The sequence below is a fragment of the Variovorax sp. NFACC27 genome, assembly GCF_048301545.1.
Classification (GTDB): Bacteria; Pseudomonadota; Gammaproteobacteria; order Burkholderiales; family Burkholderiaceae_C; genus Variovorax; species Variovorax gossypii.
The window spans coordinates 4,019,733-4,035,131 of record NZ_CP157613.1; the positions used below are offsets into that span (position 1 = coordinate 4,019,733).

Consider the following 15,399-nt stretch of genomic DNA (forward strand, 5'->3'; position numbering starts at 1 on the left):
CCCATCCGTTGTTTGAGCGAAAGGGCTGCGCGGCTAACCTGCGGCGCCCCGGCCTTCTCGCTTGATGCGTGAAGAAGGCCTCCGACAAAACCTATTTCATATTTCCCGAGGGAACCCCGAACCATGTTGCTTTCATCCCGACGCGCTTTCTCCGCGATGACGCTTGCTGCCCTTGCAGGCCTCGGTGCCGCCGCACACGCACAGGAGGTGCTGCGCGTGGCTGCTTCGCCGGTGCCGCACGCCGAGATCCTCGAGTTCATCCGGCCGCAACTCAAGGCGCAGGGCGTCGACCTGCAGGTGCGCGTATTCAACGACTACGTGCAGCCGAACCTGGCGGTGAGCGACAAGCAGCTGGACGCCAATTTCTTCCAGAACCGGCCGTACCTAGAGTCCTTCAACAAGGACCGCAAGACCGACATCGTGGAGGTGCCCAACAGCGACGTGCACATCGAGCCCTTCGGCGCGTACTCGCAGAAGATCCGCAAGACTTCGGAGCTGCGCGAGGGCGCCGTGGTCGCGAGTCCGAGCGATCCGTCGAACTCGGGCCGCGCGCTGTCGCTGCTGGCGCGGGAAGGGCTGATCAAGCTGAAGGACCCGTCCAACATCAAGTCGACCGCACGCGACATCGTCTCCAACCCGAAGAAGCTTGTGATCCGCGAGCTCGAATCGGCCCAGCTGCCGCGCGCGCTGCCCGACGTGGACCTGGCGCTGATCAACACCAACTACGCGCTCGAGGCGAAGCTCGATCCGGGCAAGGACGCGCTCTTCATCGAGAGCGGCCAGAAGTCGCCCTATGCCAACTTCATCGCTTCGCGCAAGGACAACGCGAGCTCGCCGGCCGTTACGAAGCTGGTGGCCGCGCTGCACACACCGGAAGTCCGCAAGTTCATCCAGGACAAATACAAGGGCGCGGTGATCCCGGCTTTCTGAGCAAGAAGACATGACGTTCCGGAATCACACGCGGTCGACCCCGCACCGTGCGGCAACGGCCGTGGCCGCCGCTTTCGCCTTCGCGGCGCTGACTGCCGCGGCCCAGCCGCGCCAAGGCGGCACGTTGAACTGGCTGATCAATCCCGTTCCTTCCTCGATCGTTCCTCTGACAACGACCGCCGGCGGCAACGCCGAGATCGGCCCGAAGATCGTCGAGGGCCTGCTGACCTACGACTACGAGCTCAAGCCGAAACCGCTGCTCGCCACGGCGTGGTCGCAGAGCAAGGACGGCCTGCAATACACCTTCGAGCTGCGCAAGGGCGTGAAATGGCATGACGGCAAGGACTTCACGTCGGCCGACGTGGCCTTCTCGATCCTGACGCTCAAGCAGGTTCACCCGCGAGGACGCGGCACTTTCGCCAACGTGGTGGAGGTGAAGACGCCCGACCCGTACACGGCAGTCATCGTGCTGAGCAAACCGTCGCCGTTCCTGCTGACGGCGCTGGCCTCGACCGAATCGCCGATCGTGCCGAAGCACCTGTACGAAGGCACGGACATCGCCGCCAGCAAGTACAACAGCGCGCCGGTGGGCACCGGGCCCTTCGTGTTCAAGGAGTGGGTGCAGGGCAGCCACATCATCCTGGAGCGCAATCCGAACTACTGGGACAAGCCCAAGCCATACCTGGACCGCGTCGTGGTGCGCTTCTTGCTCGACGCCGCGGCGCGCGCTGCGGCGCTGGAGTCGGGCGCGGCCGATCTCGCGAACGGGACGGGCGGCATTCCGCTGTCGGACGTGGAGCGGTTCAGGAAGCTGGCCGGGATCGAGATCGACACGCGGATCTCGCCGTACCTGGGCAGCCATCAGCAGATCTACTTCAACCTGGACACGCCCGCGCTGCAGAAGCTCGAGGTGCGGAAGGCGATCGCGCAGGCCATCGACGTCAATGCGTTCGCGAAGACGGTGTGGTACGGCTACGGGACGCCGTCGGCATCGCCGATAGGGAAGGGCATCTCGCGCTATCACGATGCGAGCATCCAGCCGTATCCGTTCAATCCGAAGGAAGCCGAGGCGGCGCTCGACGCGGCCGGCTTCAAGCGCGGTGCCGGCGGTACGCGGCTGAAGCTGCGGGTGCTCTTCAACCCCTTCCAGGAACGGCGCGCGGCGGACTTCGTGCGCCAGTCGCTGGGGCGAGTCGGCATCGATGCGGCAGTCGAGAGCTACGACTTCGCGACCTACGTCACCAAGGCCTATACGGATCGCGCCTTCGACCTGACGTTGGAAAGCCTCACGAATCTTTTCGATCCCACTGTGGGCGTGCAGCGGGTGTTCTGGTCGAAGAACTTCAAGATCGGGCTGCCGTTCTCCAATGCGCCGCACTACGTGAATCCTGAAGTCGATCGTCTGCTGGAGGCGGCTGCGGTCGAAGTTGATGAAGGCAGGCGCCGGCAGCTGTTCACCGACTTCCAGCAGATCGTGCACCGGGACATTCCGTCGATCGAACTGGGGGCCAATCCGGCGATCACGGTCGTGGCGAAGAAGGTGCGCGACTATGCGCCGACGGGGGAGCACATCCGGGGAAGTTTCTCGGATCTGTATTTCCAGCCTTGAACCAGGCAGCCGGCAGCGGGGGCTGCCGGCAATCGTCCATAGATTCGAGTCTTCATTTTATTTAACATAATGCACATTGTGTGCGATATGGAGGCATCCAAGCAGACTCCCGTCCACCGAGCATTAGCATCGAATCACCCCCAAAGGATCCCCCGCACCATGTCGAACGCCAGACTGCCTTCCTTCAGATTCCTGATCGGCTTCGAAGCAGCCGCCCGCCTGGGAAGCTACTCGCGCGCCGCGGAAGAACTCTGCATCTCCCAGTCCGCCGTGAGCCATCAGATCGCGCAACTCGAGGAGCAAGTCGGCCAGCCGCTGTTCAGGCGCAAAGGTCGCGGCGTCGAGCTGACCGTCTCCGGCCGACTGCTGCTCGACAGCGTGGGCAAATCGCTCGACCAGATCCGCAGCGGCCTGAGCCGCATCGAGACCTACATGGACGACAGCCTCGTCACGCTGGTCTGTCCGGCGCCGGTCGTCAAGGGCTGGCTGCAACCGCGCGTCGACCGGCTGCTGCAGGAGCATCCGGCGCTCTGTCCGATCATTTCCATCGACGAAACCGCGCGCTATATCGACGAGATGGACGTCGACATCGCCATCACGCGCGAACCGCTCAAGCAGCGCGGCGTGCTCGAAGTCCCGCTGCTCGACGACGAGCTCGTGGCCGTCGTGCGCCCGGACTCCGACGGACAACCCCCGGGAATGCTCTGCCTGGAAACCGACCTCACGAGCGACCGCATCGGCCCCTTCATCCGTGAGCATTTCGGCAACCTGCGCAAGCTCGCGATCTACGACGATCCGCGCCTTTTGCTCGATGCCGCCTTGCGCGGCCATGGCGTGACGCTCCTGTCGCGCCTGCTGGCCGACGAAGCCTTGCGCAGCGGCCAGTTGCGGCACCTCGCCGCATACCCGAGCCTGCCGCTCGGCACGCTCTGGATCTCGCGCACCGAGGGCGAGCCGCGCCTGCCGCTCGTTCGGCAGGTATTCGACAGCCTGCTGGCGTATTCCAAGGGCTGACATCCAATTCATGAGCTGGATTGCCCAATCAGTCCAGAAAAGATCAGTTTTTCAAATGAGTAAAGGTCGACAGAATCCGATGCCTCAGTAGTTACCCGTAGATTTTTTCAATGACGACTCGACGTGCCCTGATGGGCCTTGGCAGCCTCGGATTCATGAGCGGCATCCTTGCCGCATGCGGCGGCGGCGGTAGTGGCGGTGGCGGCTCCCAAGCCTTGTTCCCCATGCCGGCTCCTTTTCCAACACCCTCCCCGAACGCCCCTTCGCCCTCCCCGCAGCCCGCCGAAGCCTGGCGCATGCCCGACGAAAGCGCTCCGCACCGCGCAGTCTGGATGGCCTTCGCCGCCCGCGAATCCGTGTGGACCGCGCCCATGCGCCAGCCCGTGCAGCAGGCCCTGGCGCGCATCGCCAACGCGATCAGCGTCTACGAACCGGTCAAGATGCTTGTGGGCGCGGACGATTTCGCCACGGCCCGGCAGCTCTGCGGCTCCAATGTGCAACTGATCCAGCATGAGATCGACGACCTCTGGATGCGCGACACCGGCTGCGTCTTCGTTCGCAACGCCCGCGGCGAGCGCGCCGCGGTGAGCTTCAATTTCAACGGCTGGGGCAACAAGCAGCCGCACGCTCGCGACGCCACGGTGGCCGCGCGCATGGCCGAACTGTCCGGTGTTCCGCTGCTGCGCAGCCGGCTCGTGATGGAAGGCGGCGGCATCGAAGTCGACGGCGAAGGCACGGCCATCATCACCGAGAGCTGCGTGCTCAACGCCAACCGAAATCCGGGCGTCAGCAAGGCCGACGCCGAAGTCGAGCTCAAGCGACTGCTGGGCCTGGAAAAGATCATCTGGCTGCCGGGCATCGCCAACCGCGACATCACGGACGGCCATACCGACTTCTATGCCCGCTTCATCAAGCCGGGCGTGATCGTCGCGGCACTGGAAAACGACGACACCTCCTTCGACCACAAGGTGACACGGCGCCACCTGGAACTGCTGCGCACGGCCACCGACGCACGCGGCCGTGCCCTGCAGATCGTCGTGCTGGAAACGCCTGGCAAGGTGCGACCCGAGTTCGCCCGCAAGGACTTCGCCGCCGGCTACGTGAATTTCCTGATCACCGACAAGGCCCTTTTCCTGCCCGAATTCGGCGATGCTGTCGCCGACTCGGCGGCCCGCAATGCGCTGGCGGCCCAGTTGCCCAGCCACCAGATCGTGCAGCTGAACATCGACGCCATCGCCGCGGGCGGTGGCGGCATCCACTGCACGACGCAGCAGGAACCCGTGTAGCAGGACACCGACATGCGCATGCCCCCTCCCCTGACCCGTCGCCGCCTGCTGGGCGGCCTGAGCCTCGCGCCGCTGGGACTGGCCGTGCCGTCGATGGCGGCGGCACCCGAGTCCTGGCACATGCCCGACGAAGGCGACCCGCATCGTGCCACCTGGATGTCCTTCGGCCCCAATGAAGACGTCTGGGGCCGGCGCCTGCTGAAGCCGGTGCGCGAGCACCTGGCGCTCGTCGCGCGCACGATCGCGGCCTTCGAGCCCGTGCGCATGCTGGTGAACGAGGAAGACCACGACCTCGCGGCCCGCCTGTGCGGCAACCGGGTGCAGCTCGAGGTGCAGCCGGTCGACGACCTCTGGATGCGCGACACCGGCCCCGTCTTCGTGCGCAACGGCGCCTCGGGCCAGTGGGCCGGGGTCGACTTCAACTTCAACGGCTGGGGTCGCAAGCAGGAGCACGAGGCCGACGCCGAGGTCGCCGAGTACGTGACGGGCGCGGCCGGGGTGCAGCGGCTGCGTACCAAGCTCGTGCTGGAGGGCGGCGGCATCGAGGTCGATGGACAAGGCACGGCCATCATCACCGAGAGCTGCGTGCTCAACGCCAACCGCAACCCCGGCCTGAGCAAGGAGAGGCTAAGCCGGGATACGGCCAGTTTTAGCTCATAAGCCTCAAAGTCATTAAAGACGTCTTGCTTATGCAGGCTGCTCCGATCACGCGGGATCGGCCCCCCCTGCCGATCACTCGGGTGATCGGTTCTCCATACCTCGGAGGGCCGGGAGCGGCTCCGATCCATTGCGACCTCGAGCCCTTGCCGCGCTGGCACGTACAGCTTGGTCATATGTCATCGTGCCGGCAACCACCGCTGCAACGTCCGCCAGAAATCGTGGCTTGGGTTCATGGCCCGCAATCCGCGTGTTTGCAAGGGCCTGGGCAATTGCATCGCCGCGCACCTCCTTCGTGGTCACGGCAACACCTCAACCCCAACAGGACGCCAAGCCATCACCTCTCCACCGTGCAGCTTCGGATCGAACCGCTTAAGCAGGTTCTCCAGTGCGTGCTCCTCGATCCGTGGCCGGGAAGAAATGCCGCGCCCCCGCGGCAGCGAAACGGGGCGAGGCACCTTCATCTGACTTGCTTTCTTGGTCATGCTCATGATTTTCCTCCTGGAACGTCACGCCGCACAATGCGAACGGTCGTCTCGTCGACGGGACCTGGGAGCGAAATGCCGTGATCAGAAAAGTCCGTGCCGGGCCTTGGCTCCGAGCTGGACGATCACGATTGATCCCAAGCGTCGATGGTCAATAGTTGATTGGGAGGACAAGCGGCAATCTTCTCTGCGTGAAAGATCAAATTGCCCTTCCAGTTCGGGGGCATCACATAGTCATCGCCAATGATGGCAGGCCCCCTGTGCACCGGCGGTCCGTCAGCAAGCAGCGGCAGCACATCGCTGGCTTTGGCGGTGTAGCGGTTCGGGTAGCCGCTGAAGGAGAGTTGGATCGCCGACCCCGCCTTCACGAGTTGATGCAGCCACTCGATGCCGCCGGGTCCGACCTCCCAGTTCGCGAGAACGGCCGCCCTTCGGTCCACCGCCTGGTCACGCTCCTCGGGTGTCTGAGCTGCAACAACTATCCACCAGCCGATCATCGTTTGCTCCTTCGTTGCTGGCCAATCCCATGCACAACGAGCCTGAAGTGCCTGCTCGATTTGTCGGATGGCGCTCTGTGTCGGATGATCGCACTTCATCTTCAGGAGATATTCTCTTCACCATTCAAAAGCCATTGCCACCGCCCGCCGGCTACGCCAGTTGGCTCGACTACGCAGTCGAGGCGTTCAGCACCCGGCAGGCCTGGCTCGAAAGCCTCTGGGAAACCTGGGTCGACGACACCGCTGTCGAACTAGACCGCGAAGAGATCCGCGAGTCTGCGCGTCTGGAACTGCGCGCCCTGCGCAAGGCGGCCGGAGCTGCTGACCCATGAGTTGGGGACACGTGCCGCACACACCGCACTTACCGAGCTATCGAACCTTTCGCGCACCGGTCTTGGCGGCCTTTGAGGCTGGCACTTCTTGCGGCGGCGGCACCGGTTCCGGCGGCGAGAGCCGCTCCAGCAGCGCGCGAAGCGTCTGTGCTTCGGCTTTGAATTGCGTCGCTTCTTGTTGGGCCACCGCGAGTCGTTCCCTCGTCGCCTGAAGATCGTCAACAAGGCCGCGATTGCTGGCCGTCAGTTCTCGTTGCGACACCTCGGCCGCATCGGCCTTGACCTGCAGCCGCGTAACGGCGTCGGCCTGCGCCAGCAAGCTCTCGCGATGGCGGCCTTCGGCCTGCGCCAATTGGCCACGCAGCGCCTCGAGCTGCTTGTCGGCCTTGATCCGGGCCTGGCGCTCCTGGTCGATCTCCAGCAGCGCGCGCCGCTCGGCGGCGTCCGAACGAGCGTTCGCCGCGTCCACGGCCTCCCGTGCCTTGGCTAATTCGGCGCTGAAATCCACCCGCACTCGCTCCTGCTGATGGCGCGCTTCCTCGAGATGGCGCTGCAACTCCTGCAACCTGGCCACGGCGCCGGCATGGGCGCGCCGCTCTGCCTCCAGGTCAGTTTGCCGTTGCTGGAGCGATTCCTGGGTCGCGCTCAGCTGCTGACGCAGGGTATCGGCGGTGGCCAGCGCCTCGGTTGCCGCTTGGCGAGCCCGAGCTTCCTCGCCCTGAGCCTGCTCGACCGCGGCCTGGTCCTCCAGGCGCAGCGCCGCGAGTTCGTGGCGCGCAGCGGCCGTGGCCTGCCGCCACAACTCGGCGATGACCTCCGCCGCGCTCGTTTTGAGTTCGGGCGGCAGATCCGGATGGTCGATTTCGACGCGCGCCTTGCTGCGCAGATCCTCCCAGAACTTGGCCAGCGCCTCCGCCGGCGCACTCATCGAGCCCTTGCGCACAAACTGGTACAGCTTGCTTGCCGTGGGGGTGATGCCATAGCGGAAGAACAGCAACGCGCAAACCTCACGATAGAGGTCTTTTGTTTCCGTAAATCGCCCCCGGAGGGTTTCAATGTCGCTCTGGAGTTCAATTTCGGTATTCATGAATAAATAATACAACGTAATACGTTCAATTCATTGAATTAATTCTCAGTCTATGGACATAAGTTTTCTAATGTCCACAATCTTGCTGATGTCCCTCTATTGCGCGTAGCTCCGCATGAATGCCCTCGTCAGCCTGGATCAAATGACGGTGCCGGCCCATCTGGATGGCAGCCGTGGCCGCAATCGCGCCAGCACGCGCTCGCAACTGGCCGCGGTCGACGACCGCTCGGCTGTTCTGGCTTGGCTGGCCCGCTACGCCGATTCACCTGCCACGCTCGCCAGCTATCGCAAGGAAGCCGAACGCCTCCTGCTGTGGTGCGTCCTGCAGCGCGGCGTAGCCCTCTCGGACCTCACGCACGAAGACCTTCTGCTCTACCAGCGCTTCCTTGGGGATCCGCAGCCGGCCGAGCGCTGGGTCATGGCGCCAGGCCAAAAACCGGGGCGCAACTCGCCGCGCTGGCGCCCCTTTGCCGGCCCGCTGGGGGCCTCGAGCCTGCGCCAGGCTTTGTCGATCCTCAACGCCATGTTCTCGTGGCTTGTGGAGGCCGGACACTTGGCCGGCAATCCGCTGGCGCTGAGCCGGCGCAAGCGCCGGCAGGCAGCACCTCGTGTGAGCCGTTTTCTGCCAGAGGAACACTGGAACTTGGTTAAGGCCGCGATCGAGGCGATGCCCGTGAGCAGCGAGCGCGAAAGGCTGCACGCATCGCGCTGCCGATGGCTGTTTTCCTTGCTCTACATCGGTGGGCTGCGCGTGTCCGAGATCTGCGATGGCAGCATGAGTGGCTTCTTCAGCCGGCGCGGCGCCGATGGGCGCGAGCGTTGGTGGCTCGAAATCACCGGCAAGGGCAGCAAGACCCGCCTGGTGCCGGCCACGGGCGAATTGATGGCCGAGTTGATGCGCTACCGCAAGGCCCACGCCTTGAACCCGCTTCCACTGGAGGGCGAAGGCACGCCGCTGGTGATGACGCTGATCGCTCCGATCAAGCCGATGGCGCGGAGCGCCATCCACGAACTCGTCAAGGGGGTAATGCATACCAGCGCGGCCGCACTGCGGCGGCGTGGTCCCGATTTCGAGGCGGCCGCATCCCACTTGGAGCAGGCATCGACCCACTGGATTCGCCACACCGCCGGAAGCCATCTAAGCGAGAAAGTCGACCTGAAAGTGGTCCGCGACAACCTGGGCCATGCCAACATCAGCACGACCAGCATCTATTTGCACACCGAGGACGATATCCGTCACGACGCGACGGCCGCTGGGCACCGGGTTGGCTGGCGCACGCCGTAGGGCCTCAGTCTGCGGTCATTCGCATCGTCGACATCGGGCAGCACCAGCGGGAGGTCCAGACGAACTTTCCCGGGCTCGCTCATATTCGGTTCATTTTCTGAAGGTTGGACTCGATTGTGCCGCCCCTGGCACGCCCGTACCCGGCACCAGGATTGCCGTCACTCGCAGCGTCCCCTCGAAGCGGTCGGCCCGGAATCGGACCTTGTCGCCCGCCTTGGCCCGAAGGATCACCCTGGCATCCACGTAGCGGAAGATCGTCGTCCTTGCGGGTAGGTGAAGGTGTGCGATCGGTTCGTGGCGCAGCGTCACCTCGCCGCGCTCGGCATCGATCTTGACGATTTCCCCAGCGATGAAGTCATTGGCCGAGGACTGCGCATGAATGCGGCCTCCGAACCCTGGAGCTATGTACGCGCACAGGAAGACCAGTTGATGCCGGCGGGAGATCATCGAAGTGGCCTCGTGCGTCATGGCAGCTCCCGTTAATCGGCAAGTAGGGCTCTCATTTCTTTGGTGCGGCGGCCGTCGCCCCGGAGCCTGCCGGAGCGGCTGCCTCAAGCCTCTGACGAGTTGCCGCCGTGCGCAACGCGCCGACTACACGCCACGCGCTCGGCGCACCAGTCACAAAGATCACCGCCGCCAGCGCCAGGTAGACCCAGGCGAGCATGGTCAGCGCATCGATGGCGCGTTGCGCATCCTCCCGAAAAATGAAGGCCACCACCAACTGAACCGAGAACAGCGCCGCGAGCGTGATTGCCGACACCAAGCTGAAACGCAGGCGCAGCAGCAACGCCACGCCGAACAAGGACTGCGCCGCGGTCAGGAAGAATTCCTCGTGCTGTCGCGCGTCGAGTGGCATCGACGTCAGCGCACCTGCGCCCACGCTCATCGCCAGCGGCAGCATGCCGACCAGCAACGTCCACTGATTGATCTTGTCGCTGATCATCGTCGTCAGGCCGCCCTCGGCGCGGCCCGAGAGCACGAACAGCACCGCGATCACGACGGCGGGCGCCTCGCTGGCCAAGGGGGCGAGCCATTGGATGAGCAGGAATTCGTCGATCCCCAGCACCCGTCCCGAGGCGACGATCGATTCGGCGAACGGTTCGGCCGAAGCAAGGATCACCGCGGCGGCCACGATCGTGAGCCCGCCCATCCAGGTCCATTGACGGGCAGGCGACAGGGTCGCCAGCGCCGCGGCCGGTCCGGGCTCGTCGTCGGCCTCCAGGCCAGACTCAACCTTGGGCATGCGCCCTGTCACCCACAGGTAGGCCCCGAAAATACCGATCAGCACGACCGTGTCGACGAGGCTGATCCGATTCCTGAGGACGATCACGAACGCGTAGAGACTTGCAACCAGCAGGAAACCTATCTCCACGACGTTGACCGTCGCTAACCTGATACTGCGCTCGCGCGTTCGAAACCAGTGAAGGATCGCCATCAGCGGCCATGCCACGCCAACCAGCAGCCGGTTCGCTCCCGTCATGTTCGCGGCCGCGTAGTGGACATAGTTGGATTCCGGAGCCTTGCCCGCCTGGTACGCGTAGTACATGTCGACCGCATACTCGGGCAGCACGGTAACCAAGGCCACCAGGGCCAGCACCAGGCCTTGCGAGATTCGTTTTTCAGCCGCCTCGGCCCCCCAGGACAACATGAAGCCTGCGGCTAATACGGCAACACCGAAGACTGCGGTGTCCAGTACCGGATTGGGGCGAAACCCGCTGTAACGGAAGATTGCCGCCGGCACGATGGCCGCCACGGCGATGCCGAGCAGAAGAAGGAATCGTTTCATCGGTATTCTGGTTGGAGTAGACCTATCAATGATGCCATCGCATCGTGACTGGAGCCCGCTTCACGACACCGAAACAAAAAAGCGTTTCAATGTCTCGGTGTAGACCGCGCGAACGCTCAGTCCGCTCGCGGTTGAAGAAGCGGCCGTCCTATTCGGGCGCGGCCTTGACCAGGCGCTTGACCTCTTCGCGCAGCGGCGCGAGCGGCAGGCCGTAGTCGGCATTGATGGAGAGCGAGCCCAGCAGTTGCGCAGCCCTGCACGCCCAATTCTGGAACGGCTTCTCGATGGAGTAGCTGAGGGGAAGGATGAGCCGTCGGTCGTCCCAGATCTTGAGCCTCACGAAAGTGCCGGCGATTTCATCGACCTGGCCCCATTCGCCCTCGACGACCAGCACGTCGCCGATGCGGATTGGCTGCGCCAGCGCGATCTGCAGGCCGGCGATCAGGTTGCTGAATACAGGCTTGGCGGCCAGGCCTGCGACGATGCCGATCAAGCCCGCGGAGGCCAGAAGGCTGGCGCCGATCTGGCGAGCGCCGGGCGACCTGCCATACGAGTTGCAATGCGGCGAGTGGCAGGGCCGACCGCACGGCTGGCTGCACATGGAGCAGCATTGTGTGAAGCACAGGTGCCCCGCGGGTCACCCGTCGCAGCACCATAGTGCCAGCACGCTGGATCAAGAGCGCCAGCGGTGCCGCGATCAACGCCGCCACGCCGGGGCCGAACCATGGATGAGAAATCAACATTTCTTAGTCACTGAACAGTTGCTGCAGCCATTCTTCGATCCATTGGCAGCGTGGATTTTGCGATAACGCATCCGGCTGCCGCTGCCGGCTGCCGCTGCCGCTGCGGCTCAGCCCCGCCCTGAACGCAAACATTCGAGGCTGCCTAAACGCAAGCGAAACTGCGATGGCAATCGCAATCGCTTGTTTCGTCGCCAGCGGTGCCGTGCCCGACCGCGGAGGCAGTTAGCCGCGCGAAGACAACGGTTGGGCGAGTAGGCGAATGCGCCTGCTGCCAAACCGCTGCCTGCCAAGCCGTGCGCGGTGGGCATCTGCGCTGCTCAGGCACGCAACTACATATACAAACCTCAAGATTGATCTTGCCCCCGTATTTCAGGACACGGGCTATTCGCAATGTAGCGTCTGCTCGATCTGAGCAAGACGCTGGTGGGCAGCGCGATGCTGCCTGAACTCCCTGGGTGATTTCATCTTCAATGCCGAGTGCGGATGCACCTCATTGAAGTGCTCGAAGGCTGCGGCCATCTGCGCCATCACCGTTCTCGCATCGGCAAGGTCCATGCGGCTGACGTAGTCGCGCTTGAACGTGTTCACGAAGCTCTCGGCGATGCCGTTGCTCTGGGGGCTGCACACGGGTGTGTTGACTGGGCTCAGGCCCAGCTGTCGAGCGATCTGCCGGGTCTCGGCAGCGATGTAGGCGCCCCCGTTGTCCGAGAGGAACTCCAAGGCGTGGGTACTGGGAACACCCTCGACGCTGCCGAAGCGCTTCTCCACGGCCTCGATGAGCATTTCGCGCACCGGCTCGCCCGGCAGCCCTTTGCCCTCCCATGCCCGATAGGCCAGGATCTCACGGTCGCAGCAGTCCTTGGTGAAGGTCGCGGTCACGGTCTGCCCAGAATCACACTTGATCTCGAAGCCGTCCGAGCACCAGCGCATGTCGCTGTGCGCGACGGCCACCTTGCCCTCATGGGGCCGGCTGGACTGGCGCCGTCTCGGCGCCTTCGGTAGCAGCAATGCATGAGCCCCCATCACGCGGTAGATGCGCTTGGCGTTCACTCGCGGCGCACCGGTGGTGGCTCGATGCCGGTTCACCAATGCGCAGGCACGCCGGTAGCCATAGGTCGGCAACTCGGTGATCTGGGCCTTGATCTCGTCGAGCAAGGCCACGTCGCTTGCAGGCGCCGTGCGTCGTGTCCGGGCGTCGATCCAGGACTCGGGGCGAGCTTGCAAGCGATGAATGTTCGAGCGCGCCAACCCAAGGGCCTGGCAGACGGCCTTCACTGGCCGTCCCCGTCCAGCAAGGGCGAGCGCGCAATCCACTTTTTTTCTGCGGCGTACTCCACAGCTTCCTTGAGGATCTCGTTCTCCACCGTCTTCTTGCCAAGCACGCGCTGTAGCTTGGCGATCTCGGCACGAGCGGCTGCCAGTTCCGAAGCCGGCACCACAGCCTCGCCCGCCGATACAGCCGTCAGCGCCCCTTGCCGCTCCAGCTTGCGCCACTGGAACAGCAGGCTGGCGGCAACGCCTTCCTGACGTGCGACGAGCGACACGCTCATGCCAGGTTCGTAGCTTCGACGAACCAGTGCGGCCTTCTCTGCAAGGGACCAGCGCCTGCGGCGCTGGTCCCTCATGATCACTTCGACGGTATCCGTATTCCTAGTCGTACTCACAGTCCTACTCCTATCTTTAAAGATAAGCGATAGACCGTGTCCTGTCATTCAAGGGGCCAGCTCAAGATGACAATGTAGCCTTCGCAGTTGGGAGATGCGGCAAAGCACACCAGGCGCGATCCAGTTGCCACGCCAGAATCAGGCGGTCGCCTTTCCGCACTGCGCGCAGAATTTCGCCCCGGGCTGTACAGCGGTACCGCACTGGGTACAGGCAGTGGCAATCAACGACCCACCGCATTGTTGACAAAACCGCGCGCCCGGCGCATTGGCAGCGCGACACGCCGGGCACGCCACGACCGGCGGCGCAGCAGGGGGTGGAGGCGGAACGCCGCCTGGAGGCATTCCGCCGCCATAGCCACCATACCCATAGCCGCCGTGGCCGCCACCATGACCTCCGCCGTGATGACCACCGCCATGCCCGCCTAAAATTCTATTCAACAGTCCCATAAATCTGCTCCATTAGTTCAACGCATCGGTAAGACAGCCGCGATGGCCTTGGCTTTGCCACGGGCGACCTTGTCTGCGCAATTGTGCGCCTGGTTTCAAGCCTCGCATCCCTCTCAATCGGAGCGGCGAGTTGTCGGAACGTTCCCCGAAGATCTGACTCGAACCTGACCACAGATCGACTTGGAGCTGCGATGAGATGGGTTTCATTGGCCTTTGCGCTGCTTGTGGCCGCGGCAATCACCGGGTGTGCCGTCGCTCAGCCCGGTCTGGCGGCGCCCCTGCCCCTGCGGATCGACGAGGTGGTGGCGATGAGCACGCGAGGAGACAGCGATGCAGCAATCATTGCCCAGATCCAACAGCGGGGCGCTGCCTTCGTGCTGACGCCCCAGGACTTCGCGCAACAGCGCGCAGCCGGAGTCAGCGATGGCGTGCTGCGCTATGTTCAGGGCCGCAGCGACGGCGATCAGGCCCTCCGGGCCCGCATCCTGTCTGGACGGTACCCCGTCCCCGCCTACTACGGCAGCTCTTACCTAGGCTATTCTTACCTCGGATACCATGCAGGCCAGCACTACTACGGTGGGAGCTACTACGGTCGCAGCTATGGTGAGAGAGCGCAGCACGGCTACCCGGGGGGGTATGCACCCATGCACCATGGAGGCCATCATGGCGGTGGGCACCACTGATGCTTGCGCGTCCGCCAGGGCCGCCCGCCCTTGGCCTCTGGCTCTGGTACGGACCGCTGCAACCGTCCTTGCGCTGACGGCAGCGTGCACGGCCATGGGAGACCAGCGAACACTGTACAAGTCGGTGCTGCCCAGCGGGGAAGTCGTCTACGCTGATTCGCCACAACCAGGTGCCAAGCGCACGGACGAACTGCTCGTCGAGCCGCATCCGCCCAACGCGCAGGCAACTCAAGCCGCGCAGCGCGATCTGACTGCCATGCGAGAGCAGCTTTTGCGCGACGCCGATGCGCGTGCAGCTCGGGGGCAGCAATTGGACAGGGACATTGCCAGTGCTGCGGGCCAGCTACGGGACGCGCAAGCACGACAAGAGCAAGCCCGGAACGTCCAGGAAGGCGACCGGCAAGGCCGCAGACTGGTGGGGCCGTTCTGGCAACGCCAGCAAATGCTCGCCAACGAAGTGCAGCGCGCGCGGCAAGCGTTGAATGCCCTCCAGAGAGAGCGCGCAGCGCTGCAGTGAAAGTGGTCCGTTGCCGCGTCGTCCCATGCCCTGAGTCGCAAGCGCTCGGGCGATATTCTTCTACGTGGTGCTCGCCACCACATTGATCGACAGCGCCAGCACCAGCATGTTGAATGCGAATGAGAGGACGCCATGCACCAGCGTCAGGCGCCGCATCTCTCTGGAAGTGACCTGAACGTCCGACACCTGGCACATCATGCCGACCACAAACGAGTAGTACAGAAAATCGAGATAGTCGCTTTGCCCACCTCGATCACCTCTACAGTGCGCCCCCCTGCTGAAAATCCCCGCGTCCTGCAGGAATGACGCGCAGCCGGCAATGCTGGGCAGAGCATTCATGCCAAGGGCAATCATCATGCCTCGCCTGCAAGGCATGC

The 15,399-nt window shown here is 64.1% G+C and carries 18 protein-coding genes and 1 pseudogene; 9 read left to right on the forward strand and 10 right to left on the reverse strand.

Annotated features, from left to right (window positions below; genetic code table 11):
• The first annotated feature begins 123 nt into the window (after window positions 1-123).
• From ABL840_RS18795 to ABL840_RS18815, 5 genes are all read left to right on the forward strand, one after another.
• Complete coding sequence (locus ABL840_RS18795; RefSeq protein WP_093307179.1) at window positions 124-930, forward strand: MetQ/NlpA family ABC transporter substrate-binding protein; 807 nt, start codon at window positions 124-126, stop codon at window positions 928-930.
• A gap of 10 nt (window positions 931-940) precedes the next feature.
• Window positions 941-2,539: an ABC transporter substrate-binding protein gene (locus ABL840_RS18800; protein WP_093307180.1), complete on the forward strand. Its 1,599-nt coding sequence runs from the start codon at window positions 941-943 to the stop codon at window positions 2,537-2,539.
• Between the two features lie 159 nt (window positions 2,540-2,698).
• Window positions 2,699-3,553, forward strand: a complete 855-nt coding sequence (locus tag ABL840_RS18805; protein WP_093307181.1) for a LysR family transcriptional regulator — start codon at window positions 2,699-2,701, stop codon at window positions 3,551-3,553.
• Between the two features lie 296 nt (window positions 3,554-3,849).
• A complete protein-coding gene (locus ABL840_RS18810; protein ID WP_093195120.1) occupies window positions 3,850-4,839 on the forward strand; it encodes an agmatine deiminase family protein in 990 nt (329 codons plus the stop codon).
• An 18-nt stretch (window positions 4,840-4,857) separates the two neighbouring features.
• The gene (locus tag ABL840_RS18815; protein ID WP_418116329.1) at window positions 4,858-5,499 is read left to right on the forward strand and encodes an agmatine deiminase family protein; all 642 of its coding nucleotides are present in this window, start codon (window positions 4,858-4,860) and stop codon (window positions 5,497-5,499) included.
• A gap of 72 nt (window positions 5,500-5,571) precedes the next feature.
• On the opposite strand, the gene ABL840_RS18820 is transcribed toward ABL840_RS18815, so the two are convergent.
• From ABL840_RS18820 to ABL840_RS18830, 3 genes are all read right to left on the reverse strand, one after another.
• Complete coding sequence (locus ABL840_RS18820) at window positions 5,572-5,799, reverse strand: antitoxin VbhA family protein (RefSeq protein ID WP_158307678.1); 228 nt, start codon at window positions 5,797-5,799, stop codon at window positions 5,572-5,574.
• On the reverse strand, window positions 5,796-5,987 hold the full coding sequence (locus ABL840_RS18825; RefSeq protein ID WP_013397101.1) for a hypothetical protein: 192 nt from the start codon (window positions 5,985-5,987) through the stop codon (window positions 5,796-5,798). The genes ABL840_RS18820 and ABL840_RS18825 overlap by 4 nt, the downstream gene beginning before the upstream one ends.
• 119 nt (window positions 5,988-6,106) lie before the next feature.
• Complete coding sequence (locus ABL840_RS18830) at window positions 6,107-6,478, reverse strand: hypothetical protein (RefSeq protein ID WP_093307182.1); 372 nt, start codon at window positions 6,476-6,478, stop codon at window positions 6,107-6,109.
• 14 nt (window positions 6,479-6,492) lie between these two features.
• Here ABL840_RS18830 and ABL840_RS18835 point away from each other — a divergent pair, with 14 nt between their 5' ends.
• Window positions 6,493-6,810 carry a hypothetical protein gene (locus ABL840_RS18835; RefSeq protein ID WP_143093992.1) on the forward strand — a complete coding sequence of 106 codons (318 nt, stop codon included), beginning with the start codon at window positions 6,493-6,495 and terminating at the stop codon, window positions 6,808-6,810.
• Between the two features lie 37 nt (window positions 6,811-6,847).
• Here ABL840_RS18835 and ABL840_RS18840 read toward each other — a convergent pair whose 3' ends face one another.
• Entirely contained in the window at window positions 6,848-7,897 is a 1,050-nt protein-coding gene (locus ABL840_RS18840; RefSeq protein WP_093307183.1) for a DNA-binding protein, read from the reverse strand.
• A gap of 115 nt (window positions 7,898-8,012) precedes the next feature.
• Between ABL840_RS18840 and ABL840_RS18845 the strand changes: the two genes are divergently transcribed.
• A complete protein-coding gene (locus ABL840_RS18845; RefSeq protein ID WP_093307184.1) occupies window positions 8,013-9,182 on the forward strand; it encodes a tyrosine-type recombinase/integrase in 1,170 nt (389 codons plus the stop codon).
• 90 nt (window positions 9,183-9,272) lie between these two features.
• On the opposite strand, the gene ABL840_RS18850 is transcribed toward ABL840_RS18845, so the two are convergent.
• The 5 genes from ABL840_RS18850 to ABL840_RS18870 all read right to left on the reverse strand — a co-directional run bounded on the left by ABL840_RS18850 (window position 9,273) and on the right by ABL840_RS18870 (window position 13,822).
• Window positions 9,273-9,650: a copper-binding protein gene (locus ABL840_RS18850; RefSeq protein ID WP_418115975.1), complete on the reverse strand. Its 378-nt coding sequence runs from the start codon at window positions 9,648-9,650 to the stop codon at window positions 9,273-9,275.
• Between the two features lie 31 nt (window positions 9,651-9,681).
• Window positions 9,682-10,968 (reverse strand): sodium:proton exchanger, encoded by a 1,287-nt coding sequence (locus tag ABL840_RS18855; protein ID WP_093307185.1) that lies wholly within the window; start codon window positions 10,966-10,968, stop codon window positions 9,682-9,684.
• Window positions 10,969-11,116: 148 nt separating this feature from the next.
• Entirely contained in the window at window positions 11,117-11,461 is a 345-nt protein-coding gene (locus ABL840_RS18860; RefSeq protein WP_418115976.1) for a mechanosensitive ion channel family protein, read from the reverse strand.
• A 631-nt stretch (window positions 11,462-12,092) separates the two neighbouring features.
• Window positions 12,093-13,336 (reverse strand): IS3 family transposase gene (locus ABL840_RS18865; RefSeq protein WP_093307205.1). Its coding sequence is split into 2 segments (ribosomal slippage): window positions 12,093-13,039 and window positions 13,039-13,336, totalling 1,245 coding nucleotides; the frame shifts between segments, so codons are not numbered across the junction.
• Window positions 13,337-13,513: 177 nt separating this feature from the next.
• On the reverse strand, window positions 13,514-13,822 hold the full coding sequence (locus tag ABL840_RS18870) for a double zinc ribbon domain-containing protein (protein WP_093307186.1): 309 nt from the start codon (window positions 13,820-13,822) through the stop codon (window positions 13,514-13,516).
• Window positions 13,823-14,013: 191 nt separating this feature from the next.
• Between ABL840_RS18870 and ABL840_RS18875 the strand changes: the two genes are divergently transcribed.
• A complete protein-coding gene (locus ABL840_RS18875; RefSeq protein ID WP_093307187.1) occupies window positions 14,014-14,505 on the forward strand; it encodes a hypothetical protein in 492 nt (163 codons plus the stop codon).
• On the forward strand, window positions 14,486-15,022 hold the full coding sequence (locus ABL840_RS18880; protein ID WP_093307188.1) for a DUF4124 domain-containing protein: 537 nt from the start codon (window positions 14,486-14,488) through the stop codon (window positions 15,020-15,022). Before ABL840_RS18875 ends, ABL840_RS18880 begins: the two co-directional genes overlap by 20 nt.
• Before the next feature lie 60 nt (window positions 15,023-15,082).
• On the opposite strand, the pseudogene ABL840_RS18885 reads toward ABL840_RS18880, so the two are convergent.
• Window positions 15,083-15,265 (reverse strand): annotated as a pseudogene (locus ABL840_RS18885) (DUF1345 domain-containing protein); the annotation flags it as partial.
• Between the last annotated feature and the right edge of the window lie 134 nt (window positions 15,266-15,399).

Bases quoted from the DNA above. Each gene is read 5' to 3' on its own strand.
- ABL840_RS18875 (WP_093307187.1), top strand. From the start codon at position 14,014: ATGAGATGGGTTTCATTGGCCTTTGCGCTGCTTGTGGCCGCGGCAATC.
- ABL840_RS18830 (WP_093307182.1), bottom strand. From the start codon at position 6,478: ATGATCGGCTGGTGGATAGTTGTTGCAGCTCAGACACCCGAGGAGCGT.
- ABL840_RS18855 (WP_093307185.1), bottom strand. From the start codon at position 10,968: ATGAAACGATTCCTTCTTCTGCTCGGCATCGCCGTGGCGGCCATCGTG.
- ABL840_RS18825 (WP_013397101.1), bottom strand. From the start codon at position 5,987: ATGAGCATGACCAAGAAAGCAAGTCAGATGAAGGTGCCTCGCCCCGTT.
- ABL840_RS18810 (WP_093195120.1), top strand. From the start codon at position 3,850: ATGCCCGACGAAAGCGCTCCGCACCGCGCAGTCTGGATGGCCTTCGCC.
- ABL840_RS18870 (WP_093307186.1), bottom strand. From the start codon at position 13,822: ATGGGACTGTTGAATAGAATTTTAGGCGGGCATGGCGGTGGTCATCAC.
- ABL840_RS18845 (WP_093307184.1), top strand. From the start codon at position 8,013: ATGAATGCCCTCGTCAGCCTGGATCAAATGACGGTGCCGGCCCATCTG.
- ABL840_RS18840 (WP_093307183.1), bottom strand. From the start codon at position 7,897: ATGAATACCGAAATTGAACTCCAGAGCGACATTGAAACCCTCCGGGGG.
- ABL840_RS18850 (WP_418115975.1), bottom strand. From the start codon at position 9,650: ATGACGCACGAGGCCACTTCGATGATCTCCCGCCGGCATCAACTGGTC.
- ABL840_RS18880 (WP_093307188.1), top strand. From the start codon at position 14,486: ATGGCGGTGGGCACCACTGATGCTTGCGCGTCCGCCAGGGCCGCCCGC.
- ABL840_RS18805 (WP_093307181.1), top strand. From the start codon at position 2,699: ATGTCGAACGCCAGACTGCCTTCCTTCAGATTCCTGATCGGCTTCGAA.
- ABL840_RS18815 (WP_418116329.1), top strand. From the start codon at position 4,858: ATGCCCCCTCCCCTGACCCGTCGCCGCCTGCTGGGCGGCCTGAGCCTC.
- ABL840_RS18795 (WP_093307179.1), top strand. From the start codon at position 124: ATGTTGCTTTCATCCCGACGCGCTTTCTCCGCGATGACGCTTGCTGCC.
- ABL840_RS18800 (WP_093307180.1), top strand. From the start codon at position 941: ATGACGTTCCGGAATCACACGCGGTCGACCCCGCACCGTGCGGCAACG.